This is a genomic window from Streptomyces sp. NBC_00158, assembly GCF_045160885.1.
Lineage (GTDB): Bacteria > Actinomycetota > Actinomycetes > Streptomycetales > Streptomycetaceae > Streptomyces.
The window spans coordinates 1,795,001-1,820,711 of the sequence record NZ_CP108161.1 but is presented as its reverse complement, the minus strand read 5'-3'; the positions used below and the strand labels follow the sequence as shown (position 1 = coordinate 1,820,711).

The window sequence follows — 25,711 nt, the reverse complement described above, 5'->3', positions numbered from 1 at the left end:
CACGTGCGGGCCGGTCAGCCGAGGCGCGGGTCGCGCGGCGGGGCCTGGTACGGGCCCGGCTGCTGCGGCGGCCGGGGGGCGGCCGGGGGCTGCTGCCAGGGCTGTCCGGGCTGCGGGTAGGGCTGCTGCCCGTACGGCGACGGCGCCTGCGGGGGCTGCGGCTGCGGCTGCTGGTACGGGCCCGGCTGCGGCTGCGGCTGCGGGTGCTGCGGCTGGTGGCCCTGGGCTGCTCCCCAGTGGGCGTGCGCGGCCTGCTGCTGGGCGCGGGTGAAGTCCTCGGCGACCAGGGCGGAGAGGTTGAAGTACGCCTCCCGGGTCTTGGGACGCATCAGGTCGAGGTCGACCTCGGCGCCGGCCGCGAGGTGCTCGTCGAACGGCACCACGACGACCCCGCGGCAGCGGGTCTCGAAGTGCTGCACGATGTCCTCGACCTTGATCATCTTGGCGGTCTCGCGGACCCCGGAGATGACGGTGATCGAACGCGACACGAGGTCGGCGTACCCGTGGGCGGAGAGCCAGTCGAGCGTGGTGCTCGCGCTGCTCGCGCCGTCCACGGACGGGGTGGAGATGATGATCAGCTGATCGGCCAGGTCCAGGACGCCGCGCATGGCGGAGTAGAGCAGTCCGGTGCCGGAGTCGGTCAGGATGATCGGGTACTGGCGGCCGAGCGTCTCTATGACGCGGCGGTAGTCCTCGTCGTTGAAGGTCGTCGAGACCGCCGGGTCCACGTCGTTGGCGATGATCTCCAGGCCGGAGGGGGCCTGCGAGGTGAACCGCCGGATGTCCATGTACGAGTGCAGGTACGGGATCGCCTGGACCAGGTCCCGGATCGTCGCACCGGTCTCGCGGCGGACGCGGCGGCCGAGGGTGCCGGCGTCCGGGTTCGCGTCGATGGCCAGGATCTTGTCCTGGCGCTCGGTGGCGAGGGTCGCGCCGAGGGCGGTGGTCGTGGTGGTCTTGCCGACGCCGCCCTTGAGGCTGATGACGGCGATGCGGTAGCAGGACATCACCGGGGTGCGGATGAGCTCCAGCTTGCGCCGGCGGTCGGCCTCCGCGGCCTTGCCGCCGAAGCGGAAGCCGGAGCGCGTGGGCTTGGGCTTCTGCTTGGCACGGAGCAGCCGGTCGGAGGACAGCTCCACGGCGGCCGTGTACCCGAGCGGAGCCCCGGGCCCCGGGCCGGGGTCGGCCTGCCAGTGCGCCTGCGGCGGCTGCGGGGCGGCCTGCTGCGCGTGCTGCGGGGTGCCGGGCGGGAACCCGTACCCCTGCTGGGGCTGCGGCTGGGCTTCCGGGGCGGCGGGCGCGGCCTGCGGCGCGGGGGCCTGGGCTTCGGCGCCGGGGGGCGGGAACCCGTAGCCCGGGGTGCCGGGGGTGAGGCCGGGGTCCTGCTGCGCGGGCTGCTGCGCCTGCTGGGGCGGGACGGGCGGGAACCCGTAGCCCTGATGGGGCTGGGACTGAGGCTCGGGCATGCCGGGCGCGGCCTGCGGCACGGGGGCCTGCGCTTCGGTGCCCGGGGGCGGGAAGCCGTAGCCCTGCGGGGGCTGCTGGTCCGGGGTGCCGGACGGGAACCCGTACCCCTGCTGGGGCTGCGGCTGGGCTTCCGGGGCGGCGGGCGCGGCCTGCGGCGCGGGGGCCTGGGCTTCGGTGCCGGGGGGCGGGAAGCCGTAGCCCGGGGTGCCGGACGGGAGGCCGGGGTCCTGCTGCGCTGCCTGCGGGGGCATAGGCGGGAACCCGTAGCCCTGCGGGGGCTGCGGCTGCGCTTCCTGGGCGGGCGCGGGGGCCTGTGCTTCGGGAGTGGAGGCAGGGAAGGCCGGGGGCTGGGGTGCGCCCGGGGAGGCGAACGCGGGCGGCAGCGGGGGCAGTTCGGAGCCGGATCCCCCGAACGGGGTATCCACGGGCCCGTCGGCCGGAGTTCCCTCGGCCGGGTTGGGTGTCCGCCCGGGGGCGGGAGCCGGCTCCTGCTCGGCGGCCGCCGCCGCGAACCCCGGCGGCACGGCGTCGGCGAAGGCGGCCGGAACGGTGATGGGCGCCACGGTGGGCACCGCGAACGGCGCCCCGGGCCCGGCCTGAGCGGAAGCGGCGGCGAACCCCTCCGGGGTCCCCCCGGGCAGCGCCGGCAGCGCCCCGGCAGCGGCCCCGGTGTCCTGCTCGGCACCCGGGGCGGGGGCAGCGGCTGTGCCGGCGCCCTCTCCGGCCTCCGAGCCCTGGCCCGGACCCCCGGCAGCCGGCGCGGACGCCTCGTTCCCGGCCGCTACGCCACCCTGCACGCCCGGGGCTTCGCCGTGGGACGCAACGCCGCCCGGCGCCGAGAACCCGGCCGCGGCCGGGGCTTCGTCCTGCGGGCCGGTGTACGCGGCTCCCCGGCCCGGGGCTTCGGTGCCGTGTGCGGGGGATCCGGGTGCGGCCGGGGCGTCGCCGCCCTGCGGGGGGAAGGCGGGCGTGGCCGGGGTTCCGTCCTGCGGGCCGGTGTACGCGGCTCCCCGGCCCGGGGCTTCGGTGCCGTGTGCGGGGGATCCGGGTGCGGCCGGGGCGTCGCCGCCCTGCGGGGGGAAGGCGGGCGTGGCCGGGGCTTCGTCCTGCGGGCCGGTGTACGCGGCTCCCCGGCCCGGGGCTTCGGTGCCGTGTGCGGGGGATCCGGGTGCGGCCGGGGCGTCGCCGCCCTGCGGGGGGAAGGCGGGTGCGGCCGGGGTTCCGTCCTGCGGGCCGGTGTACGCGGCTCCCCGGCCCGGGGCTTCGGTGCCTTGCGCGGGGAACCCGGGCACGGCCGGGGCGTCGGCCGGGACTTCCGACCCCTGCGCCGGGAACCCGGGCTCCTGGCCAGGGGTTCCGGGCGGAGCCGCACCCGCATCCGGTACGGGCGCGGCCGGCGCACCGGCGGACGCACGCGGCGTGCCCGGAGCGATGCGCATCGTCGGCGGCGAGATGACGTCCGCCGGGCGGTGGGGTTCGAAGCCGCTGCCCTCCGGCAGCCCGGGCAGCCCCGCCACCGGCGCGGCCTGCGCGGGCGCGCCCTGGGTGTACCAGGCCGGCGGGGTGTAGTCGATGGTGAACTCGCCCGTCACTTCGGGCTCCGCGTCGGACTGATCGTCCGTCGGGACGTCCCACGTCCCGCCGCGCCCCTCGTTCCGATCGCCGCTCACTGGTCCTCCTGGTCTGTCGAACACCGGTCGGCGCCCACCTCGACGCCGCGCCCGCGCTCAGCCTAATCGCGCCCCGCGCCCGAAAGCCCCCGAGGTCGCGCCCCCGTACTCCTGCCTACCGGCCGGTCCCGCCCTGAGCAACCGTCATTCCGCACGCCCCGCGCCACACCTTCCGCGCCGCGCCGCATCCCCCCGCGCCGCACGCCACGCCTCCCGCGCCGAGCCGCGTCCCGCGCCGCGGCCCCGCCCCGCCCCGTCAGTCGATGCGCCGGGCCGCGCCCAGCAGGCCGGTCTCCGTCTCCGTCCCGCGCGTCATCACGAACTGCCGGTCCCGCGGCGTGCACCACAGCGTCACCCCGTCCCCCAGCGCCGGCAGCGCCTCGACCGCCGACCCCGGCAGCCGCATCAGCGCGCCCACCCGCTCCGCCTCGTCCGGGGACACCCGCTGCACCCCGACCAGCGAGGAGCTGCGCAGCAGCCGGGGCGCGGCCGGGCTCAGGTACGGCAGCAGGGTCAGCACCGACTGCCAGGGCCCCGCCGCCACCCGCCCGCGCGGCGGCCGCATCCCGCAGTCCCGGACCACCAGCACCGGGCTGCCCGCCGAGGCGCCCTGCGGCGGGACGCGGCCCACGTCGTGCAGGGTCACGCACTGCTGCCCGCCCCCGGCCGCCCGCGCCAGCCCGGACCACACGGCCGCGCGCCCGGTCTCCACCGCGACCCGGGCCCCCGTCGCGGCCGTCCGCAGGGCCAGCACCTGGGCGGTCCACAGGCCGCCGATCAGCGTGACCTCGTACGGCGTGGGCCGGTTCAGCCCGAGCACCGCCGGCCGCCCCCCGGCGTCCACGCCGACGACGACCCCGTCGTCCCCGACGGGCAGCGCCAGCGCGTCCAGTTCCGCCGCCGCGACCACGTGCCGCCCCCGGCGGGGTCCGATCAGCCCGAAACCGCCCCGGACCGGAGCCGGACCCCTCATCGCGCGCCCCCCAGCGGCAGCGAGGCCAGCAGCCCCGGCACCTGTTCCCGGTCGAGCCGTACCAGCCCGGCCCGTACGCCCCGCGCCATCCGCTCCAGCTCCCGCCGGGCCGCCGCGAGTTCCCGTTCGCCGCGCCCGGTGACCCGTACGTACCCCGTCAGGGTCACGCCCCGCCGCCCCGCCGGGACCATCGTCAGGCTGAAGTTGGTCGCCAGCGCGGGCAGCGAGGTGAGCAGCGCCGCGAACTGCGGCAGCCCGGCCCCCGCCCCGCCCAGCCGGGGCCACCGCCCCAGCCAGTACGTGGTGTGGCGCCGGTCGTCGCAGCGCCAGGTCCGGGAGGTCTCCTCCGTGCGCCGGCCGGTGCCCGCCGAACTCCCCGCCCGGGCGGTCGCCATCGGGTTCGCGCACGCGGAGGTCGCCAGCGCGCCCGTCAGCTCCTGCTCGGTGAGCACGGTGGCCCGGAACCCGGCCCCGGCCAGCCGGCCGGCCAGCTGGTCGGCCGCGCGCACCACACAGCGCTGCGCCCCCGCGAGGCCGCCGCCGCGCGCGGCCACCGCCTCCGGGCACAGTTCCGGGTCGAGCTTGAGCGCGATCCACGTCAGCCGCACCGCCGGCGTGCCCGTACTTGCCTGCAGGGGCGCGTAGTTGAGCGCGGCCGTCGAACGGGCCGGCAGGTGCGGGGCCGGCGCGGGCTGGGTGTGCTGCACCAGCTGCGCCGACTCCAGCCGGATGCCGTCCACTTCGAGGACGTCCCGGACCAGGGACAGCGGCAGCGGCCGCTCCGTCCGGTCGGGCCGCAGCGCGCCGGCGCCCGTGTCCACCCGGACCACGGCGGTCAGGAACGTCCCGTCGCCGACCAGCCCCACCGGCCGCCGGCCGCGGTCGCCGAAGGCCGTGGTGCGCAGCGCCGGATCGGCCTCGACCAGCGGCGCGAGCCCCGGCTCGGTGCCCGCGGGCACGGTGAGGGCGGCGGCCCTGCGCCGTCTGGCCCGCAGGGCGAGCGCGCCGCCGATCCACTCGGGAAGGGAGCGCCCGCGGCGGCGTACGAGGGCGAGCAGGGCCAGAACCACCGCCAGGCCGCCCGCGGGCACCAGCAGCAGCGGTTCCACCGCCCGCGCCACGAGCAGCACGGCGGCCGCGAGCTGGAGGAGTACGAGCTGTTGCAATCGGAACGGACCGAAGCGGCCCGCGCCCGGCCCCGGCTGCGGGGCGACCCCGCCGCGCCCACCCGCGGCCGCCCGCTGCACCGTCGTGCTCGTCCTCACCCGCGCACCTCCCCGCCCCGGCCCACCGGCGCGTGCCGACCCTCCGTCAAGAGGCATAGTAGGGGCCCGGTCCGACAACCAGGGCCCGGGGAGCGGCCCCGCCGGCCGCTCCGCGCGGGCGGGAGCAGGCGGTCATGGCATCACGGCGCGATGAGCTCAATGCGTACACCTTTGCGAAGCGGCGGACCGTGGCGGCGTTCCTCCAGCCCTCCGCCACCGGCACCGAGGAGGGCGCCCCGCGCCCGCTGCGCGCGGTCCTGCCCGGGGTGGTGACCGGAGCGCTCCTCGTCGCGGGCTTCGGAGCCTGGGGCGTGTTCCGGCCGCAGGCCCCCAGGGGATGGGACGAGCCCGGAGCGGTGGTCGTCGTCGGCAAGCAGTCGACGACCCGGTACGTGGTCCTGACCACGAGGGTGGACGGCGAGGACCGGACCCGGCTGCACCCCGTGCTGAACCTGGCCTCGGCGTGGCTGCTGCTCGACCCGCGCAAGTCCAAGGTCGTCCAGGTGGAGGACAGGGTGCTGGACTCCGGCAAACTCCCGCGCGGGCCCGTCATCGGCATCCCCTACGCCCCCGACCGGCTGCCCGCCGAGGCCGACGCCGCCAAGGCCAAGCGCTGGGCCGTCTGCCAGCGGCCCGGCGGCAACGGCCGGGACGTGCAGACCGCGGTCTTCGTCCTCGCCGACCGGGAGGCGGGCCTGACGGACGACGGGAACCGCACCACCGAAACCCAGGTGCTGTACGTCCGGAGCACCGGCGGGGCCCGGGAGCGTTTCCTCGTCGACTCGGCCGGCACGAAGTACCGCTTACCCGAGGGGCGCCCGGACTCCGCCACCCTCACCACGGCCCTGGTCGGCACCGGCGCCACACCGCAGCCGGTGACCGAGGAGTGGCTGGCCACCCTCGACCCCGGCGACGACCTGGCCTTCCCGCAGCTGCCCGGCACCCCCGGGGCGAGCGCCGCCGTCCCGGGCGGCCCCGACGCCAGGGTCGGCATGGTGCTGACCGCGCAGACCGGCGCCGGCCGGCAGTACTACGTCGTCCTGCCCGACCGGATCGCCCCGGTCTCGGAGTTCACGGCCTGGCTGCTGGTCCACGCCCCCGCCGGCGAGGTGCTCGGCATGCACGGCAGGGCGCGGGAGACCGCCCTGAAGTCCCTTGACCCGTACGCCCCCTCCTTCAAGGAGGACGCCAAGTGGCCCCGCCGCCGCGGCACGCAGGTCAATCGGATCGCGGACACCCCCGGCGCCCCGGACGGAGGCGCACGCCGCGACACCGTGTGCAACGTCCTGCGCTCCGTCGACGGCCGGGGCCGGCAGACGCTGAGCACCTGGGCCGGCACCGGCTTCCCCGCCGACATCACCGCCGGCGGCACCGGCTCGTACGTCACCCCCGGCACGGGCCTGCTCTACACCCAGCTCCAGGGCCGCCGGACCGGCGGCGGGGCCGGAGCCCTGTTCCTGGTCACCGACACCGGCCTGCGGTACGCGCTCCAGGCCAACGGCGACAGCGACGCCGAGCGGTCGCGGATCGGCGCCCCGGGACGGCAGGGGCCGGGGGAGGGCGGCGACGGCCGGCCCGAGCCCAGCCAGGCGCAGGTGCGGCTCGGCTACGGCGCGGTCGTGCCGGCCGCGGTGCCGATCGCCTGGTCGGAGTTCCTCTCCAAGGGCCCCCGCCTGGACACCAACGCGGCCCGCCAGCCGCAGGGTTCGTGAGGGTGCCGGCCGTGTCCCGGCGCTCCCGCGCGGCACTGGCGGCCGCCGTCCTCGCCCTGGCGGCCCCGGCCGGCCCGGCGCCCGCGCCGCAGGCCCCGTACGCCTTCACCCAGGACGGGGCGGGCGAGTGCACCTTCCCCATGAGGAGGCAGATCGCCGACCGGCCCTGGGCCCTCCAGCGGGTCGTGCTGGACGCCCTGTGGGCCCGCACCAGGGGCAAGGGGGTGCGGGTCGCCGTCATCGACACCGGCGTGGACCGCCACAACCCGCAGCTGGCCGGCGCCCTCGACACCGGCGCCGGCCGGGACTTCACCGACCCCGCGGGCGGCGACGGCACCAACGACACCGTCGGACACGGCACCAAGGTCGCCGGACTGATCGCGGCCCGCCCGCGGCCCGGCACCGGCTTCGTCGGCCTCGCCCCCGAGGCCACCGTCATCCCCATCCGGCAGAACGACGGACGGGCCACCGGCAACGCGGTCGCCACCCTCGCCCGGGCCGTCGACCACGCCGTCGCCGAGGGGGCCCACGTCATCAACATCTCCCAGGACACCGAAGCCCCGCTCACCCCGGACTCCGAACTGGGCACGGCCGTCCGGCGGGCCCTCGCCAAGGCCGTCGTCATCGCCTCCGCGGGCAACGAAGGGCTGAACGGGCAGAAGCGCAGGACCTACCCGGCGGCCTTCCCCGGCGTACTGGCCGTCGCCTCCTCCGACCGCAACAACGAACGGGCCGCCTTCTCCCAGCCCGGCGACTTCATCGGCATCGCCGCCCCCGGCGTCGACATGGTCTCCACCGTCCCCGGCTTCGGACAGTGCGTCGACGACGGCACCAGCTTCTCGGCCCCCTACGTCGCCGGGGTCGCCGCCCTGCTGGTCGCCGAGCACCCGCGGTGGACCCCGCAGGAGGTGGTCTGGCAGATCCAGAACACGGCCGAGCGATCCGTCAACGGCCGTGACGACTACGTCGGATGGGGTGTAGTCGACCCCGTGCGGGCCGTCACCCAGGACGACGGCCCCCCGGGGCCGCCCGTCCCGGACCCCGGCCCGCCCCCGGCGGCCGCACCGCAGGCGGCGGCCCTCCCGGTGTCGGAGACCGCCCGGGAACGGGACGAGCGGATCGGCACGTACGCGCTCGCGCTCGCGGGCGTGCTCGTCGCCGTCATCGCCGGGACCGCGACCGTCGTCCGCGACGCCCGCCGCCGGGCCCCTCACGCTGACTAGAGTGCCGCCGGGCAATCGAGAAGCGAAGGGCTTCGGATGACGAACAGTTTCGGACTCGCGGACGACCCGGTCGTCAAGGCGGCCAACAAGATCTCCGAGACGGCCGACGCCGTCAGCAGGCAGGCCCGTGAACTGGCCGACATCCTCGAAACCGTGCACGCGGGCTGGACCGGCGTCGGCGCCAACGGCTTCAAGAAGGCCCAGTCCGACCTCAACCTCGACCACGACGAGATCCGCCGGCTGCTCGCCGTACTGCACGACGCCGTCGCGCGGACGAAGAACCTCACCAACGCGCAGGACGCGGACGTGCACGCCGCGTTCGGCACGGTCAACGCCCGTTCCGGCCTCGACGGCCTCTGACGTGCGCCTCGCCCCGCCACCCCCAGCCCCAAGGAGAAGGACATGACAGGCACCCCGGACGGCCACACCCGGGTCCGGTACGAGAACGTCCAGCAGATGGCCGACCGCATCCGCGTCGTCTCCCGGAACATCCTCAAGGACCTCCAGGAGATGGAGTCGGCCGTGAAGGTCGTCACCGACACCTGGGACGGCGAGGCGCACGTCGCCTACGTCGACCTCCAGCGGAAGTACCACCGCCGCGCCGACGGCATGCACAAGCAGCTGGAGGCCGTCGCCCGGCTCATCGAACGCGGCAAGGGCGACTACCGCGCCACCGACGTGAAGGCCTCGCGCCTGTTCACCGAGGCCTTCTGAGCCCGCCCGGCACGCCGAAGGGGGCGCGCCCCGCACGGGACGCACCCCCTTCCGGCGTACCCGGGCCCGCGGCCCGAAGGCCCTCAGGTGAGGTCGAACTCCCCGTCACGGGCCCCGAGCACGAACGCCTCCCACTCGGCCGCCGTGTAGCGCAGCACCGTCTCGCGGTCCAGGGAGGACCGCATCGCCACCGCGCCCTCGGGCAGCTTGGCGATCTCCACCCGCTCCTCGTCCGGGCTGGTCCCGGGCGGGCCCTGCCACTCGACGTCGCTGATGTCGAGCGCGTACAGCTCGTCCTTCTCCTGCTGGGTGCCCATGTGTGCGGCCCTTCCCGTCGGTCGTGCGGTGCTGCTCGGTCTTCGCTGCCGATTATCGGCGGAACGCGGCCGCCGGGGGAGCCGTTTCCCCCCGATGACCGGGACACCCCCGGTCCGGCCCGTCCGCGCCCCGGCCCCTACGCCCTCGGCATCCGGCCAAGCTGCACCAGCGAGGTGCCGCGCCGGCGCGATGTGAAGTGGCCCCGGCCCGGGGGCAGCGGCCGGCAGCGGACACCGCCGAGCAGATCACCCTCGGAGGGGTCGCCCGACAGGACGACGCCCTGCGCGCCCAGCTCCTTGATCCGCTGCAGGAACGGCTCGTACACCGCCCGCGAGGCCCCCGCCGAGCTGCGCGCGACGACGAAGCGGACCCCGGTGTCCCGGGCGAACGGCAGGAACTCCACCAGCGGTGCCAGCGGGTTGCCCTGGCTCGTGGCGACCAGGTCGTAGTCGTCGATCACGACGAACACGTCCGGGCCCGTCCACCAGCTGCGGTCCCGCAGCTGCCGCGGGGTGACGTCCGCCGGCGGCTGCCTGCGCGAGAACACCCCGGCCAGCGCCTCCATGTGCGTACGCAGGGAGCCCGCCGTCGGCGCGTACTCCAGCAGGTGCTCCTCCGGCAGCGCCCCCAGCAGCCCCCGCCGGTAGTCGCCGACCACCAGCTTCGCCCGGTCCGGGCGGTAGCGCCGGGCGACCTGCTGCGCGATCAGCCGCAGCAGGTTCGTCTTGCCCGACTCGCTCTCGCCGAACACCAGGAAGAAGGGGTCGCTCCCGAAGTCCACGAACACCGGCTCCAGAGCCGTCTCGTCGATGCCGATCGCGATCCCGCGCTCCGGGAACTCCCCGCCCCCGGGCAGCCGGTCCGCGTGCAGCAGCCGCGGCAGCAGCCGCACCCCCGGGGCGGACGGGCCGGACCAGCCCGCGCGCACCGCCGCCACGAGCTCCCGCGTTCCCTCCGGGAGGCCCTCCGCGTCGTACGCCCCGTCGATCCGCGGCAGCGCCCCCAGGAAGTGCAGCTTCTCCGGCACCTGGCCGCGCCCGGGCACCCCCGCCGGCACGTTCGCCGCCACCCGCCGGTCGAACTCGGAGTCCATCACGTCGCCCAGCCGCAGCTCCAGCCGGCCCAGCAGCTGGTCCCTCAGCGCGGCCCGCACCTCCATGTAGCGGGCCGCCGTGACCACCACGTGGATCCCGTAGCCGAGCCCGCGGGCCGCGATGTCCGTGACCACCGGCTCCAGGCCCTCGTACTCCCCGCGGAAACCGCCCCAGCCGTCGACGACCAGGAACACGTCCCCCCACGCCTCGCCCGGCAGCCCGCCCGCCGCCCGCCTCCTCCGGTAGGTACCGACGGAGTCGATGCCCTCCGCCCGGAAGAACTCCTCCCGGCGGGCCAGGATCCCCGCCACCTCCGCGACCGTGCGCCGCACCCGCTCCGGATCAAGCCGCGAGGCGATCCCGCCCACGTGCGGCAGCTCCGCCACCGAGGACAGCGCGCCACCGCCGAAGTCCAGCCCGTAGAACTGCACCTCCCGCGGGGTGTGCGTCAGCGCGAACGAGCAGATCAGCGTCCGCACCAGCGTCGACTTGCCCGACCGCGGGCCGCCCACCACCAGCATGTGGCCCGCCGCACCCGAGAAGTCCCGGTACAGCACCTCGCGCCGCTGCTCGAAGGGCTTGTCGACCAGCCCGAGCGGCACCACCAGCCCGCCCTGCCCCGTGCACCCCTCCGCGTGCAGCCCGCGCTCCGCCGAGGTCCCGAGGACCGGCAGCAGCTGGTCCAGGGACGGCGCCCGGTCCAGCGGCGGCAGCCACACCTGGTGCGCCGGCACGCCCTGCCCCTCCAGCCGCCCCACGATCACGTCGAGCACCGTGTCCGCGAGCGCGTCGTCCTCCCGGACCGGCCGCTCCGCCGTGAGGGCCGGGTCCCCGGCCGCGTACACCACCGGCACCGGGGCCGCCGTGAACAGCACCGGGCGGCGCTCCACCGGGAGGGGCCCCGCCGACCGGTCGGGCCCGCCCGGGCGGTGGAGGCCCGAGACGTACGCCGCCTTGAAGCGGGTCATCTCGTCCGTACCGGACTTCAGGTAGCCCGAACCGGGCACCGACGGCAGGTGGTAGGCGTCCGGTACCCCGAGCGCCGTCCGCGACTCCGACGCCGAGAACGTCCGCAGGCCGATCCGGTACGACAGGTACGTGTCCAGGCCGCGCAGCTTGCCCTCCTCCAGCCGCTGCGAGGCCAGCAGCAGGTGCACCCCCAGCGAACGGCCGATCCGGCCGATCTGGACGAACATGTCGATGAAGTCGGGCTTCGCCGTCAGCAGCTCCGAGAACTCGTCGATGACCAGCACCAGCGAGGCCAGCGGCTCCAGCGGGGCGCCCGCCGCGCGCGCCCTCTCGTAGTCGTGGACGTTCGCGTGGTTCCCCGCCGAACGCAGCAGCTCCTGCCGCCGCTGGAGCTCGCCGCGGATCGAGTCGCCCATCCGGTCGACGAGCGTCAGGTCGTCCGCCAGATTCGTGATCACCGCCGCGACGTGCGGCAGCCGCCCCATACCGGTGAACGTGGCGCCGCCCTTGAAGTCCGCCAGGACGAAGTTCAGCGTCTGCGAGGTGTGCGTCACCGCCAGCCCCAGCACCAGCGTGCGCAGCAGCTCCGACTTGCCCGAACCGGTCGCGCCCACGCACAGCCCGTGCGGGCCCATGCCCTCCTGCGCGGCCTCCTTCAGGTCCAGCATCACCGGCGCGCCGTCCTCGCCCACCCCGATCGGCACCCGCAGCCGCTCGCCGGCCGACCTCGGCCGCCAGGTGCGGGACACGTCTACCGAAGCCGCGTCGCCCAGGTTCAGCAGGTCGGTGAAGTCCAGGTTCGCCAGCAGCGGCTCGTCGTCGTCCCCGCCGCCCGTGCGCAACGGCGCCAGCTGCCGGGCCAGCGCCTCCGCCGCAGGCAGCGACAGGACGTCCGGGACGCCCTCGTACGCCACGCCCGCGCCCGAGTCCAGCCGCAGCCGGCCCGGCCCCACCACCACCGACAGCCCGCCCCGGCTTGGGGTCTCCCCAGCGAAGCGAGGGGATGCGTCCAGCCCGCCCGCGACCACCTCGACGACGGTGACCCCCTGGAGCCCCTCGGCCGCCGCGAAGACCGAGTCCGGCGGTACCGGCCCGCCGTCCAGCACCACCACCAGGTGCGGCCGGTCCAGTACCGGCGGCGCCTCCCGGCCGAACCGCGGCCGGCCCTCCAGCCGGGCCCCCAGCAGCCCCTCCAGCTCCCCCAGGTCGTCGCCGAACAGCCGCTTCGTGCCGGCCCCGTCGAACCGCCCCGGCACCTGCGCGTGCGGCAGCCACTTCACCCAGTCCCACGAAGGCACCGCCCCCGGCGCCGCCACCACCGCCACCACCAGGTCCTCGGGGGAGTGCAGCGTCACCAGCTGCGCCACCATCGCCCGCGCCGTCCCGCGCGCCGACTCCGCCTCCCCGGACACCGTCACGTGGTAGAACGCCCGGACCGACACCGCCACCGGCAGCCCGTCCAGCGAGGAGTGCACCTTCAGGAACCGCTGCATCGCCCCTGCCGCAAGCGGCTCCAGCTCGTCCACGGGGGCCGTGTCCGGAGCCACCAGCGGGGTCGCGAGCCGCTGCGCGCCCAGCCCCAGCCGGGCCTGCCCGAAGTCCGCGTCCCCGGCCCGCCGCTCCCACAGCCGCGAGCCCTCCGCCACCACCGACCACAGCTGCTCGGGCGCCGGGTGCAGGTACAGCTGCGCGTCGCGCTGCGCCCGCGCGGTGCGCCGCACCCGGCGGCGCGTCCGCGCGAGGTACTTGAGGTAGTCCCGCCGCACGTCGGCCATCTGCCCCTGCGTACCGCGCCGGTGGCGCACCAGCTGGGCGACGACCATGCCCGCCGTCGACGCCAGCATCAGCACGCCCATGATCCGCATGAACGGCGGTGAGTCCGGGATGAGGAAGAAGACGGCGGAGGAGCCCATGCCCAGCATCGGCAGGAGCTGCATCAGCATCCCCTCCTGCTGCCCCCGCGGGAGTTGCGGCGGCGCCTCCAGCCGCAACTCGTCCGAGGGAACCTCGGGCGGCAGTGACCGGGGCGGGCGTTTGACGACGATCTGGCTCACCGGAGCACCAATCCCTCGAGAACGGGCGGGACGCCGCAGCCGGCCCGCCCAAGTCCCGGACACGGGGGGACACTTCCGCACCCCGTGCCCGACGCGGACGGCGATCCTACTCGCGGACCGGCGGCCGGCCGCCGGGGTACGGTGACGCCGCTCCGCGCCCGCTCCACGCCCGTCAGGGGGTCACACAGGTGAGTACCGCCGAGGCGACCGGCTTCCGCAGGGTCACCGTCGTGGCACCCGACAGCCGCATCGACGTCGCCCTCCCGGAGGACATCGCCGTCGCCGACGTCTGCCCCGAACTGCTGACCCTCACCGGCCAGACCCAGCCCGTCGGCGCCCCCACCGGCTTCCACCTCGTCCGCCGCTCCGGCGCCGTGCTCGACGGCGCCCGCACCCTCGCCGCCCAGCAGGTCCTCGACGGCGAGGTGCTCAGCCTGCGCCCCTTCGCCGAGTCCCTGCCGCCGGCCGTCTTCGACGACGTCTGCGACGCCGTCGCCTCCGCCGTCGTCCGCGACCGGCACCGCTGGAGCGAGGACATGCTGCGCGGGGCGGGCCTGACCGGCGCCGTGGTGCTGCTCGTCCTGCTCGGCTCCGTCCTCTGGTACGCCGACCCGGTCCGGCACGACATGCACGGCCTCCCCGGGATCATCGCCGGGACGGCCGGCCTGCTCCTCACCGCGGCCGCGGGGGTGCGCGCCCGCGTCCACCGCGACCCCGGCTCCGCCGTCGCCCTCGGCCTCGGCGCCCTGCCGCTCCTGCTGATCGCCGGCTCCGGGACCGTCGCCGCCGGCCCCGGCCAGGGACCCGGGCGGCTGCAGTTCCTGCTCGGCTGCGCCTGCGTCCTGGTCGCCTCCGCCGCGCTGGTCGCACTCACCCCGGACGGGGACGCCCCCTTCGTCGCCGCCGCCCTCCTCGCCGCCACCGGGACCCTGGCCTCCTTCGGCGCCATCACCACCGGCGCCTCCGCCACGGCCGCGGCCGCCGTGTGCGCCCCCGCCGCCATCGGGCTCGTCGCCTTCCTCCCCGCCCTGTCCGCCCGCTCCGCCCGGCTGCCCATCGGGTACGCCGCCCCGCGGACCGGAGCCCCCGGACACGGGGTCCCGGACCGCCACGAAGCCGGGCCGTACGGCGGCACCGACCCGTACGCCGGCACCGACCCGTACGCCGACCGGGACGACACCGACCCGCAGACGGCCCCGCTCGACGCGGAGGCCATCGCCGCCCGGGCCCGGCGGGGGCACGAGACGCTGCTCGGCCTCGTCGGCGGGTGCGCCGCCGTCACCGTCGCGGCCGCCGCGGTCCTCGGGTTCTCCGACGGCACCTGGGGCCGCCTGCTGGCCCTGGCCACCGGCCTGGCGATGCTGCTGCGAGCCCGCCTCTTCCGCTACACCTCCCAGGTGGTCTGCGCCCTGGCCGCGGGGCTGGCCGTCGTCGGGCTGCTCGTCCTGGGCCTGGCCCTGCGTACGCCGGTCGATCTGGTGTTCGGACGTACGGTCTGGCTCTCGGCCGCCGTCGCCGCCGGAGCCGCCCTCCTCGCCGGAATCTCGCTTGTCATCCCCCGTACGGGCCTGTCACCCTTCTGGGGAAGGCTGCTCGACCTCACCGAGGCCGCGGTCCTGCTCAGCCTGGTCCCGCTGGCCCTGGCAGTGCTCGACGCGTACGGCCGCGCCCGCTCTCTCACCAGCTGAGACGCCGCGACCCGGCAGCCTGGTACGCTGTGTGACGGCCGTTTGTGTACGCGTCCCCGGAGACCTCTGGAGACAGCGCCCAGCGGACCTCGCCTCCCGAGTTACGGAAGCTCCCCAGAGAATTCGACCTGGGGCACTCGGTGGCCACGAAGACCAAACGAGGAGTAAGCGTGCCGCTCGACGCCGCTACGAAGAAGCAGATCATCGCCGATTTCGGTGCCAAGGAGGGCGACACCGGCTCTCCCGAGGTCCAGGTCGCGATGCTGTCCCGCCGCATCTCGGACCTGACCGAGCACCTCAAGACCCACAAGCACGACCACCACTCCCGTCGTGGTCTGCTGATCCTGGTCGGCCAGCGCCGCCGCCTGCTGCAGTACCTGGCCAAGAAGGACATCCAGCGCTTCCGTACGCTGGTCGAGCGCCTCGGCATCCGCCGCGGTGCCGCCGGCGCCAAGTAAGCACGCTGTGAAGGGAGCGGTTCCCACACCGATGGGGCCGCTCCCTTTGCTGTACGTGCGCTACGTACCCGACGCTTTGTAGTCTGGAACACAGCGCACGACCGAAGAGGAGGAGCGCCCTCCCTACGCCGCCGGTCCTCGGTAGTGGCATCCGGAAAGCCCCGTCGGAGGGGCCGAGACCCGGGTGCTTCGATCGAAGACCGGCCCGCACGCCAGGAGCGCTTCTCCGCAACCGTCCACCACCACACGGGTGGCGGACGGAGACGACGAAAATGGAGAAAACGCTAGTGGAGAACGAGACCCACTACGCCGAGGCCGTCATCGACAACGGCTCCTTCGGCACCCGCACCATCCGCTTCGAGACGGGCCGCCTCGCCCGCCAGGCCGCCGGCTCCGCCGTTGCCTACCTGGACGACGACACGATGGTCCTCTCCGCGACCACCGCGTCGAAGAAGCCCAAGGACCAGCTCGACTTCTTCCCCCTCACGGTGGACGTCGAGGAGCGCCAGTACGCGGCCGGCAAGATCCCCGGCTCCTTCTTCCGCCGCGAGGGCCGCCCCTCCGAGGACGCGATCCTCACCTGCCGCCTGATCGACCGCCCGCTGCGCCCCTCCTTCAAGAAGGGCCTGCGCAACGAGATCCAGGTCGTCGCCACCGTCATGGCGCTCAACCCGGACCACCTGTACGACGTCATCGCGATCAACGCCGCGTCCGCGTCCACCCAGCTGGCCGGCCTGCCCTTCTCCGGCCCGATCGGCGGCGTCCGCGTCGCGCTGATCCGCGGCCAGTGGGTCGCGTTCCCGACGCACACCGAGCTCGAGGACGCCGTCTTCGACATGGTCGTCGCGGGCCGCACCCTCGAAGACGGCGACGTCGCGATCATGATGGTCGAGGCCGAGGCCACCGAGCAGACCATCGCCCTCGTCAAGGGCGGCGCCGAGGCGCCGACCGAGGAGATCGTCGCCTCCGGCCTCGACGCCGCGAAGCCGTTCATCAAGGTCCTGTGCAAGGCCCAGGCCGACCTGGCCGCCAAGGCCGCCAAGCCCGAGGGCGAGTTCCCGGTCTTCCTGGACTACCAGGACGACGTGTACGAGGCCCTCGCGGCCGCCGTCAAGGGCGAGCTCTCCCAGGCGCTGACCATCGCGGGCAAGCAGGACCGCGAGGCCGAGCTGGACCGCGTCAAGGAGATCGCCGCCGAGAAGCTCCTCCCGGCCTTCGAGGGTCGCGAGAAGGAGATCTCCGCCGCCTACCGCAGCCTGACCAAGGCCCTGGTGCGCGAGCGCGTCATCAAGGACAAGGTCCGCATCGACGGCCGTGGCCTGACCGACATCCGCACGCTGGCCGCCGAGGTCGAGGCGATCCCGCGCGTGCACGGCTCGGCGCTGTTCGAGCGTGGCGAGACCCAGATCCTGGGCGTCACCACCCTCAACATGCTCCGCATGGAGCAGCAGCTGGACACCCTCTCCCCGGTGACCCGCAAGCGCTACATGCACAACTACAACTTCCCGCCGTACTCCGTCGGCGAGACCGGCCGCGTCGGCTCCCCGAAGCGCCGCGAGATCGGCCACGGCGCGCTCGCCGAGCGCGCGATCGTGCCGGTCCTGCCGACCCGCGAGGAGTTCCCCTACGCGATCCGCCAGGTGTCCGAGGCCCTCGGCTCCAACGGTTCGACGTCCATGGGCTCGGTCTGCGCCTCCACCATGTCGCTGCTGAACGCCGGTGTGCCCCTCAAGGCCCCCGTCGCCGGCATCGCCATGGGCCTGATCTCCCAGGAGATCGACGGCAAGACGCACTACGTCGCCCTCACCGACATCCTCGGTGCGGAGGACGCCTTCGGCGACATGGACTTCAAGGTCGCCGGCACCAAGGAGTTCGTCACCGCGCTCCAGCTCGACACCAAGCTCGACGGCATCCCGGCCTCCGTCCTGGCCGCGGCCCTGACCCAGGCCCGCGACGCCCGCCTCCACATCCTCGACGTGATGATGGAAGCGATCGACACGCCGGACGAGATGTCCCCCAACGCCCCGCGGATCATCACCGTCAAGATCCCCGTGGACAAGATCGGCGAGGTCATCGGCCCCAAGGGCAAGATGATCAACCAGATCCAGGAGGACACCGGCGCCGAGATCACGATCGAGGACGACGGCACCATCTACATCGGTGCCGCCGACGGCCCGGCCGCCGAGGCCGCCCGCTCCACGATCAACGCGATCGCCAACCCGACCATGCCGGAGGTCGGCGAGCGCTACCTGGGTACGGTCGTCAAGACCACCACCTTCGGTGCCTTCGTCTCCCTCATGCCCGGCAAGGACGGCCTGCTGCACATCTCGCAGATCCGCAAGCTCGCCGGTGGCAAGCGCGTGGAGAACGTCGAGGACGTGCTCGCGGTCGGCACCAAGGTGCAGGTCGAGATCGCCGAGATCGACCAGCGCGGCAAGCTCTCCCTGGTCCCCGTGATCGAGGGCGAGGAAGCCGCTGAGGCCGACAAGGACGACTCCGACAAGTGACGTCGCGTAGTTCCCGTGTGACGGCCCGCCCCTCCTCCGAGGGGCGGGCCGTCGCCCGTACCCAAACACTCCTCAAGGGCCAGAACGGCATCGGCACCGTCCGGCGCACGGTCCTGCCCGGCGGACTGCGCATCGTCACCGAGACGCTGCCCTCCGTCCGCTCCGCCACCTTCGGCATCTGGGCCAACGTGGGCTCGCGCGACGAGACGCCCGCTCTCAACGGCGCCACCCACTACCTGGAACACCTCCTCTTCAAGGGCACCGCCAAGCGCACCGCCCTCGACATCTCCTCCGCGATCGACGCGGTCGGCGGCGAGATGAACGCCTTCACGGCGAAGGAGTACACCTGCTACTACGCCCGCGTCCTCGACACCGACCTGCCGCTCGCCATCGACGTGGTCTGCGACATGCTCACCGGCTCGCTGATCCGCGAGGAGGACGTCGACGCCGAGCGCGGGGTCATCCTCGAAGAGATCGCGATGACCGAGGACGACCCGGGCGACATGGTCCACGACCTGTTCGCCCAGACCATGTACGGGGACTCGCCGCTCGGCCGCCCCGTCCTCGGCACCGTCGACACCATCAACGCCCTCGGCGCCGACCGGATCCGCCGCTTCTGGAAGAAGCACTACGACCCGACCCGCCTGGTCGTGGCCGCCGCCGGCAACGTCGACCACAACAAGGTCGTACGCCAGGTCCGCGCCGCCTTCGACAAGGCCGGCGCCCTCACGCGCACGGACGCCGTCCCGGTCGGCCCGCGCGGCGGCACCAAGCGGATCCGCACCGCCGGCCGCGTCGAGCTGGTGAACCGCAAGACCGAGCAGGCCCACGTGGTCCTCGGCATGCCCGGCCTCGCCCGCACCGACGAGCGCCGCTGGGCCCTCGGCGTGCTGAACACCGCCCTCGGCGGCGGCATGTCCTCCCGGCTCTTCCAGGAGGTCCGAGAGAAGCGCGGCCTGGCCTACAGCGTGTACTCGTACACCTCCGGCTTCGCCGACACCGGCCTCTTCGGCGTCTACGCCGGCTGCCGGCCCAGCCAGGTCCACGACGTACTGCGGATCTGCCGCCAGGAGCTCGACACCGTCGCCTCCGAAGGCCTCACCGACGAGGAGATCCGGCGCGCCATCGGCCAGCTCTCCGGCTCCACCGTCCTCGGCCTGGAGGACACCGGCGCGATCATGAACCGCATCGGCAAGAGCGAGCTGTGCTGGGGCGACCAGATGTCCGTCGACGACATGCTGGCCCGCATCGCCTCGGTGACCCCGGACGACGTCCGCGCGGTCGCCCGCGATGTACTGGCACAGCGGCCCTCGCTGGCGGTGATCGGCCCGCTCAAGGAGAAGCAGGCCGCCCGGCTCGACGAAGCGGTCGCCTAGACCCGTACGCACGCACCCTTAAGGAAGCAACAATGAGCAAGCTGCGCGTGGCAGTCCTCGGCGCCCGGGGCCGCATCGGCTCCGAGGCGGTCAAGGCGGTCGAGGCCGCCGAGGACATGGAGCTGGTGGCGGCCCTCGGCCGGGGCGACAAGCTGGAGCAGGTGGCCGAGGCGGGAGCCCAGGTCGCCGTCGAGCTGACCACCCCCGACTCGGTCATGGGGAACCTGGACTTCCTCGTGGGCCACGGCATCCACGCCGTGGTCGGCACCACCGGCTGGAACGAGGACCGCCTCGCCCAGCTCGACACCTGGCTCGCCGCCTCTCCGGAGACCGGTGTGCTCATCGCCCCGAACTTCTCCATCGGCGCCGTCCTCACCATGAAGTTCGCCGCCCAGGCCGCCCGCTACTTCGAATCCGTCGAGGTCGTCGAGCTGCACCACCCGAAGAAGGTCGACGCCCCCTCCGGCACCGCGACCCGCACGGCCCAGCTCATCGCGGCGGCCCGCGCCGAGGCCGGCCTCGGCGCCCAGCCCGACGCCACCGCCACGGCCCTCGACGGCGCCCGCGGCGCGGACGTCGACGGCGTCCCCGTGCACGCCATCCGCCTGCGCGGCCTGCTGGCCCACCAGGAGGTGCTCCTCGGCGGCGAGGGCGAGACCCTGACCATCCGTCACGACTCCCTGCACCACAGCAGCTTCATGCCGGGCATCCTGCTCGGCGCCCGCCGCGTGACGCAGACCCCGGGCCTCACCTTCGGCCTGGAAAACTTCCTCGACCTCGGCTGATGAGGCAGTAGCACCCATGCGCGCGAAGATCACCTATCTCGTCACGGCCGCCGTCCTGGTCGTCTACTTCGTCCTGGTCGGCAGCCGGGGCCTGCTGCTGATCCAGCAGGGCACCTGGCTCACCGTCACCTTCGGTGCGGCCGTGCTCGTCCTGCCGGTGATCGGCATCTGGTTCCTCTGGATGAACACCCGCTTCGTCACCCGCGCCAACCAGCTCGCCACGGAGCTGGAGGCCGAGGGCGGCCTGCCCGTCGACGAACTGGAACGGGACCAGTACGGCCGGATCCTGCGGGACTCCGCCGACGAGGTCTTCGCACGCCGCAAGGCGGAGACCGAGGACGCGCCGGGGGACTGGCGGACCTGGTTCCGCCTCGCCGTCGCCTACCACGACGCCCGGGACACCCCGCGGGCCCGCAAGGCCATGCAGCGGGCCATCGCCCTGCACCAGGCGCGCGCGTAACCGCGTTACGGAGCGCACGAGAAGGGCCCGTACAGGACGATCCCCGTACGGGCCCTCGTGCCGCTGCGGCGCCGTCAGGCGGGCACGCCCCGGTACTCCTCGGCCCACGCCTCGACCTGGCCGGCGGCCCGGTCGAAGGCCTCGCCACGGGAGAGGAAGTCGGCGCTGTGGTCGGTCAGCAGCACCGGCAGCTCCTTGCCGCGCGCGGCCACCGTCAGCGCCTGCCCCTGCACGGTCCGCGGCAGTCCCAGCCAGCGCACGGGCTGCTGGACCTTGCGCACGTCCTCGACCTGGCTCCAGGCGACCGAGCGGGTCCCGAAGAACCCGACCCGGCGCAGCCCGGCGGGGCTCACCCACACGCCCGAGCGCAGGATCCGCAGCGCGGCGCCCACCACGGCCAGCGAGGCGGCGAGGGCGATGCCCGCGCCCGTCCAGGTGCCCGCGAAGGCGATGATCATCGTGGCCAGCAGCATGAAGGCGGCCAGCAGGAGCAGCACCGAGGCGCCGGCGACCCGCCAGGGGCCGGGCCGGTAGGGGCGCCGCCAGCGTTCGGGGTCCACATGGGGGAGGGCTTCGTCCTCGTGTGCGTCGAAGACGCCGTCGGCCGTCAAGAAGGGCAGGGGCACGGCAGGACCTCACTCAGATGCACGTTCGGTTGGGCTGTGCCCGAGAGGCTACCGCCCCCCGGACACCTCCGATTGCTGCGCCGTCCCCGCGGGGCGGTCGGACGCCTGGTACGGCTGCAGCGCGGGTATGCCGAAGAGCAGCGAGCCCACGAGCCCCGCCACCACGGTCAGTCCGACCAGACTACGGGCGGTGATCTGGGCGACGCTCAGACTCTCGCGCGGCGGCGGAGTGACGTTGCTCCGGAAACGTTCGGCCTCGGCGACGAAGGCGAAGGGGACGGGTTCGCGCCGGCGAAACACAGTGGCGGCTCTCCTCACGGGTCGGGGCTCTGGGCCCGGGTTCTGACGGATGGTGTGCTCTCTCCTGGAGAGACGAACGAACGGCCCGATCGGTGCCGGAATTCGGGACATTAAGCAAAATTCATGGCGGCCCGTCAGCTCCGGGCGCTCCGTCCCGCACGGGCGGGGTCCGAGCCGGCCGGGGTAGGCCGGAGAGGATGGAGCAGTGGCGGGTGAAGCCCGTACGGCCCACCCGCACGGCCTCCGCCGCCGAAGCCCGCGTTGCCCCGTAAGGGCTGATGCACGCATGGCGTACACATGTACGGAGACAAGTCCCAAGTGTCCGTATTGCGGCGTTTCGTAAAGTTCATCTAGGCTGATCAAACGGACCCGGCACTGCTTGAACCCCCGAGCAGGCAGTGCCGGGATCCAACACCCACCCGGCTCCGGCCGGGCGGCACCACCCGTTGACGTCCCCCGAGGGGACACCGCGAGCATGGCAGCGAGTAGCGTGTTACCCATGGCTCCGATCTCGACTCCGCAGACCCCCTTCGGGCGGGTCCTCACCGCCATGATCACGCCGTTCACGGCTGATGGCGCACTTGACCTCGACGGCGCGCAGCGTCTCGCCGTCCACCTGGTGGACGCAGGCAACGACGGCCTGATCATCAACGGCACCACCGGTGAGTCGCCCACCACCACCGACGCGGAGAAAAACGACCTCGTACGAGCCGTACTCGAAGCGGTCGGTGACCGCGCCCACGTCGTCGCCGGCATCGGCACCAACGACACCCGCCACACCCTGGAGCTCGCCCGCCAGGCAGAGCGCACCGGGGCCCACGGCCTCCTCGCCGTGACGCCCTACTACAGCAAGCCGCCGCAGGAAGGCCTCTTCCAGCACTTCACGGCCATCGCCGACGCCACCGAGCTGCCGGTCATGCTCTACGACATCCCCGGCCGCAGCGGTGTCCCGATCAACACCGAGACCCTGGTCAGACTGGCCGAGCACCCCCGCATCGTGGCCAACAAGGACGCCAAGGGCGACCTCGGCCGCGCCAGCTGGGCCATCGCCCAGAGCGGCCTGGCCTGGTACTCCGGCGACGACATGCTGAACCTGCCGCTCCTGTCGGTCGGCGCCGTCGGCTTCGTCTCCGTCGTCGGCCACGTGGTCAGCCCCGAGCTGCGCGCGATGCTTGAGGCCCACGTCGGCGGCGACGTCCAGAAGGCCACCGAGATCCACCAGAAGCTGCTCCCGGTCTTCACGGGCATGTTCCGCACCCAGGGCGTGATGACCACCAAGAAGGCCCTGTCCCTCCAGGGCCTGCCCGCCGGCCCGCTGCGCCTCCCCCTCATCGGCCTGACCGACGAAGAGACGGCACAGCTCAAGATCGATCTTGCCGCGGGCGGGGTACAGCTCTGACAACAGACTTCACAACTGAATAAGCAAGAACGAAACAGACGAAAGCAAGTGCACGAATGACATGCGCGCCACGTGCCTCAGGGGCACGTGGCGCGCGTGGTGAAGGAGAACCTTTTGAGCCATCCGCACCCTGAACTCGGCCCGCCGCCGAAGCTCCCCAAGGGCGGCCTCCGGGTCACCCCGCTGGGCGGCCTCGGCGAGATCGGCCGCAACATGACCGTCTTCGAGTTCGACGGCCGTCTGCTGATCGTCGACTGCGGCGTGCTCTTCCCCGAGGAGGAGCAGCCGGGCATCGACCTGATCCTGCCGGACTTCACGTCCATCCGGGACCGGCTCGACGACATCGAGGGCATCGTCCTCACCCACGGCCACGAGGACCACATCGGCGCCGTCCCGTACCTCCTCCGCGAGAAGCCGGACATCCCGCTGATCGGCTCCAAGCTGACCCTCGCCCTCATCGAGGCGAAGCTGCAGGAGCACCGCATCCGCCCCTACACCCTCGAGGTGAAGGAGGGCGAGCGCGAGAACCTGGGCCCCTTCGACTGCGAGTTCATCGCCGTCAACCACTCCATCCCGGACGCGCTGGCCGTCGCCATCCGCACGGACGCGGGTCTCGTCGTCGCCACCGGCGACTTCAAGATGGACCAGCTCCCGCTGGACAACCGCCTCACCGACCTGCACGCCTTCGCGCGCCTGAGCGAGGAGGGCATCGACCTCCTCCTCTCGGACTCGACGAACGCCGAGGTCCCGGGCTTCGTCCCGCCGGAGCGCGACATCTCCAACGCCATCCGCGGAGTCTTCGCGGGTGCCCAGAAGCGGATCATCGTGGCCTCCTTCGCGAGCCACGTGCACCGCATCCAGCAGATCCTCGACGCCGCCCACGAGTACGGCCGCCGGGTCGCCTTCGTCGGCCGCTCGATGGTCCGCAACATGGGCATCGCCCGTGACCTGGGCTACCTGCGCGTGCCGGCCGGCCTGGTCGTCGACGTCAAGACCCTCGACGACCTGCCGGACGACGAGGTCGTGCTCGTCTGCACGGGATCCCAGGGCGAGCCGATGGCGGCCCTGTCCCGCATGGCGAACCGCGACCACCAGATCCGGATCGTCCCCGGCGACACCGTGATCCTGGCGTCGTCCCTGATCCCGGGCAACGAGAACGCGGTCTACCGCGTGATCAACGGCCTGACCCGCTGGGGCGCCAACGTCGTGCACAAGGGCAACGCCAAGGTGCACGTCTCCGGCCACGCCTCCGCCGGCGAGCTGCTGTACTTCTACAACATCTGCAAGCCGCGGAACCTGATGCCGGTCCACGGCGAATGGCGCCACCTGCGCGCCAACGCAGAGCTCGGTGCCATGACGGGCGTCCCGAAGGACCGCATCGTCATCGCCGAGGACGGCGTGGTCGTCGACCTGATCGACGGCAAGGCCCGCATCTCCGGCAAGGTCCAGGCCGGCTACGTGTACGTGGACGGCCTCTCGGTCGGCGACGTCACCGAGGCCTCCCTCAAGGACCGCCGCATCCTCGGCGACGAGGGCATCATCTCGGTCTACGTCGTGGTCGACAGCACCACGGGCAAGGTCGTCAGCGGCCCGAACATCCAGGCCCGCGGATCCGGCATCGAGGACTCGGCCTTCGGGCCGGTCAGCGCGAAGATCGAGGAAGCCATCGCCCGCGCCGCGGCCGACGGCGTGGCCGAGCCGCACCAGATCCAGCAGCTCATCCGCCGGACCATGGGCAAGTGGGTGTCGGACAGCTACCGCCGCCGCCCGATGATCCTCCCGGTCGTGGTCGAGGTCTGACCTCGACGTACGCCCCGGCGTACGTAGCGACCTCACTGGAGCGGGGCAACCGGATTTGCGTCCGGGGGCCCCGCTCCAGTACGTTTACGGCTCCACCTCGCAAGGAACCGGGCACACACGTGTGCCCGTTGCCGTGTGCGAGCGGGTGGCAATCAGCACTCAGGGAAACCTGATAAAGTCTGATCCACCCGAAAGGGAAAGGCCCTCCGAAGGCCATTGGAATTCGAAGCCGAGTCGGAAACGACAAGGAAAAGAATCTGATAGAGTCGGAACCGCCGGAAAGGGAAAGCGCGAAAGCAAAGGACCTGGAAAGCAAGCGAGAAAGACTCTGATAGAGTCTGAATCGCAAGAACGAAAGCCCGGAGGAAAGCCCGAGAGGGTGAGTACAAAGGAAGCGTCCGTTCCTTGAGAACTCAACAGCGTGCCAAAAATCAACGCCAGAAGTTGATACCCCGTCCACTCCGGTGGATGAGGTTCCTTTGAAAAAGACCTGTGAGGTCGCCTTCGGGTGATGCTTGCAGGCAACAAACACAGCGAGGACGTTGTGGTCAGTCGGTCATATTCCGACCAAGACTGGCCCGCTCTTTCGTGCGTGTGCACCGGATTACCGGTAAACATTCATGGAGAGTTTGATCCTGGCTCAGGACGAACGCTGGCGGCGTGCTTAACACATGCAAGTCGAACGATGAAGCCCTTCGGGGTGGATTAGTGGCGAACGGGTGAGTAACACGTGGGCAATCTGCCCTTCACTCTGGGACAAGCCCTGGAAACGGGGTCTAATACCGGATAACACTCCTGCCTGCATGGGCGGGGGTTGAAAGCTCCGGCGGTGAAGGATGAGCCCGCGGCCTAT

General features: G+C 73.3%; 19 protein-coding genes and 1 rRNA gene (1 of these 20 only partly in view). 13 read left to right on the top strand and 7 right to left on the bottom strand.

Annotated features, from left to right (window positions below):
* Positions 1-14: 14 nt before the first annotated feature.
* The 3 genes from OG553_RS08010 to eccE form a co-directional block, all read right to left on the bottom strand.
* Entirely contained in the window at positions 15-3,137 is a 3,123-nt protein-coding gene (locus OG553_RS08010) for an SCO5717 family growth-regulating ATPase (protein WP_405978327.1), read from the bottom strand.
* Positions 3,138-3,393: 256 nt separating this feature from the next.
* Positions 3,394-4,110: a hypothetical protein gene (locus tag OG553_RS08005; RefSeq protein WP_405978326.1), complete on the bottom strand. Its 717-nt coding sequence runs from the start codon at positions 4,108-4,110 to the stop codon at positions 3,394-3,396.
* Complete coding sequence (eccE, locus tag OG553_RS08000; RefSeq protein WP_405978325.1) at positions 4,107-5,432, bottom strand: type VII secretion protein EccE; 1,326 nt, start codon at positions 5,430-5,432, stop codon at positions 4,107-4,109. Before eccE ends, OG553_RS08005 begins: the two co-directional genes overlap by 4 nt.
* A gap of 77 nt (positions 5,433-5,509) precedes the next feature.
* On the opposite strand from eccE, the gene eccB reads away from it, so the two are divergent.
* From eccB to OG553_RS07980, 4 genes are read left to right on the top strand one after another with little or no spacing between them, the layout of a single operon-like run.
* Positions 5,510-7,087 (top strand): type VII secretion protein EccB, encoded by a 1,578-nt coding sequence (eccB, locus tag OG553_RS07995; protein WP_405978324.1) that lies wholly within the window; start codon positions 5,510-5,512, stop codon positions 7,085-7,087.
* Positions 7,088-7,098: 11 nt separating this feature from the next.
* Positions 7,099-8,310, top strand: a complete 1,212-nt coding sequence (gene mycP / locus OG553_RS07990; protein WP_405978323.1) for a type VII secretion-associated serine protease mycosin — start codon at positions 7,099-7,101, stop codon at positions 8,308-8,310.
* A 36-nt stretch (positions 8,311-8,346) separates the two neighbouring features.
* A complete protein-coding gene (locus OG553_RS07985; protein WP_405978322.1) occupies positions 8,347-8,670 on the top strand; it encodes a WXG100 family type VII secretion target in 324 nt (107 codons plus the stop codon).
* Between the two features lie 42 nt (positions 8,671-8,712).
* On the top strand, positions 8,713-9,024 hold the full coding sequence (locus OG553_RS07980) for a WXG100 family type VII secretion target (protein WP_405978321.1): 312 nt from the start codon (positions 8,713-8,715) through the stop codon (positions 9,022-9,024).
* 83 nt (positions 9,025-9,107) lie between these two features.
* Here OG553_RS07980 and OG553_RS07975 read toward each other — a convergent pair whose 3' ends face one another.
* Positions 9,108-9,341 carry a DUF397 domain-containing protein gene (locus tag OG553_RS07975; protein WP_079430064.1) on the bottom strand — a complete coding sequence of 78 codons (234 nt, stop codon included), beginning with the start codon at positions 9,339-9,341 and terminating at the stop codon, positions 9,108-9,110.
* A 137-nt stretch (positions 9,342-9,478) separates the two neighbouring features.
* Positions 9,479-13,459 (bottom strand): type VII secretion protein EccCa, encoded by a 3,981-nt coding sequence (gene eccCa, locus OG553_RS07970; protein ID WP_405978320.1) that lies wholly within the window; start codon positions 13,457-13,459, stop codon positions 9,479-9,481.
* A gap of 188 nt (positions 13,460-13,647) precedes the next feature.
* On the opposite strand from eccCa, the gene eccD reads away from it, so the two are divergent.
* The 6 genes from eccD (at position 13,648) to OG553_RS07940 (ending at position 20,733) form a co-directional block, all read left to right on the top strand.
* Positions 13,648-15,147, top strand: coding sequence for a type VII secretion integral membrane protein EccD (eccD, locus tag OG553_RS07965; RefSeq protein WP_405978319.1), 1,500 nt, complete (start codon positions 13,648-13,650; stop codon positions 15,145-15,147).
* A 170-nt stretch (positions 15,148-15,317) separates the two neighbouring features.
* Entirely contained in the window at positions 15,318-15,605 is a 288-nt protein-coding gene (rpsO, locus tag OG553_RS07960) for a 30S ribosomal protein S15 (RefSeq protein WP_405978318.1), read from the top strand.
* 287 nt (positions 15,606-15,892) lie between these two features.
* Positions 15,893-18,112 carry a polyribonucleotide nucleotidyltransferase gene (locus OG553_RS07955; protein WP_405982988.1) on the top strand — a complete coding sequence of 740 codons (2,220 nt, stop codon included), beginning with the start codon at positions 15,893-15,895 and terminating at the stop codon, positions 18,110-18,112.
* Complete coding sequence (locus OG553_RS07950; protein WP_405978317.1) at positions 18,109-19,488, top strand: M16 family metallopeptidase; 1,380 nt, start codon at positions 18,109-18,111, stop codon at positions 19,486-19,488. The genes OG553_RS07955 and OG553_RS07950 overlap by 4 nt, the downstream gene beginning before the upstream one ends.
* Before the next feature lie 32 nt (positions 19,489-19,520).
* Positions 19,521-20,273 carry a 4-hydroxy-tetrahydrodipicolinate reductase gene (gene dapB / locus OG553_RS07945; RefSeq protein ID WP_405978316.1) on the top strand — a complete coding sequence of 251 codons (753 nt, stop codon included), beginning with the start codon at positions 19,521-19,523 and terminating at the stop codon, positions 20,271-20,273.
* Positions 20,274-20,289: 16 nt separating this feature from the next.
* Positions 20,290-20,733, top strand: a complete 444-nt coding sequence (locus OG553_RS07940) for a hypothetical protein (RefSeq protein ID WP_405978315.1) — start codon at positions 20,290-20,292, stop codon at positions 20,731-20,733.
* 74 nt (positions 20,734-20,807) lie between these two features.
* Here OG553_RS07940 and OG553_RS07935 read toward each other — a convergent pair whose 3' ends face one another.
* The gene (locus OG553_RS07935; protein WP_405978314.1) at positions 20,808-21,359 is read right to left on the bottom strand and encodes a PH domain-containing protein; all 552 of its coding nucleotides are present in this window, start codon (positions 21,357-21,359) and stop codon (positions 20,808-20,810) included.
* Positions 21,360-21,407: 48 nt separating this feature from the next.
* Positions 21,408-21,659, bottom strand: a complete 252-nt coding sequence (locus OG553_RS07930) for a hypothetical protein (RefSeq protein WP_405978313.1) — start codon at positions 21,657-21,659, stop codon at positions 21,408-21,410.
* Positions 21,660-22,158: 499 nt separating this feature from the next.
* On the opposite strand from OG553_RS07930, the gene dapA reads away from it, so the two are divergent.
* From dapA to OG553_RS07915, 3 genes are all read left to right on the top strand, one after another.
* Positions 22,159-23,058: a 4-hydroxy-tetrahydrodipicolinate synthase gene (dapA, locus tag OG553_RS07925; RefSeq protein ID WP_405978312.1), complete on the top strand. Its 900-nt coding sequence runs from the start codon at positions 22,159-22,161 to the stop codon at positions 23,056-23,058.
* A 114-nt stretch (positions 23,059-23,172) separates the two neighbouring features.
* Positions 23,173-24,858 carry a ribonuclease J gene (locus OG553_RS07920; RefSeq protein ID WP_405978311.1) on the top strand — a complete coding sequence of 562 codons (1,686 nt, stop codon included), beginning with the start codon at positions 23,173-23,175 and terminating at the stop codon, positions 24,856-24,858.
* 617 nt (positions 24,859-25,475) lie between these two features.
* Positions 25,476-25,711 (top strand): 16S ribosomal RNA (locus OG553_RS07915) (it continues 1,288 nt past the right edge of the window).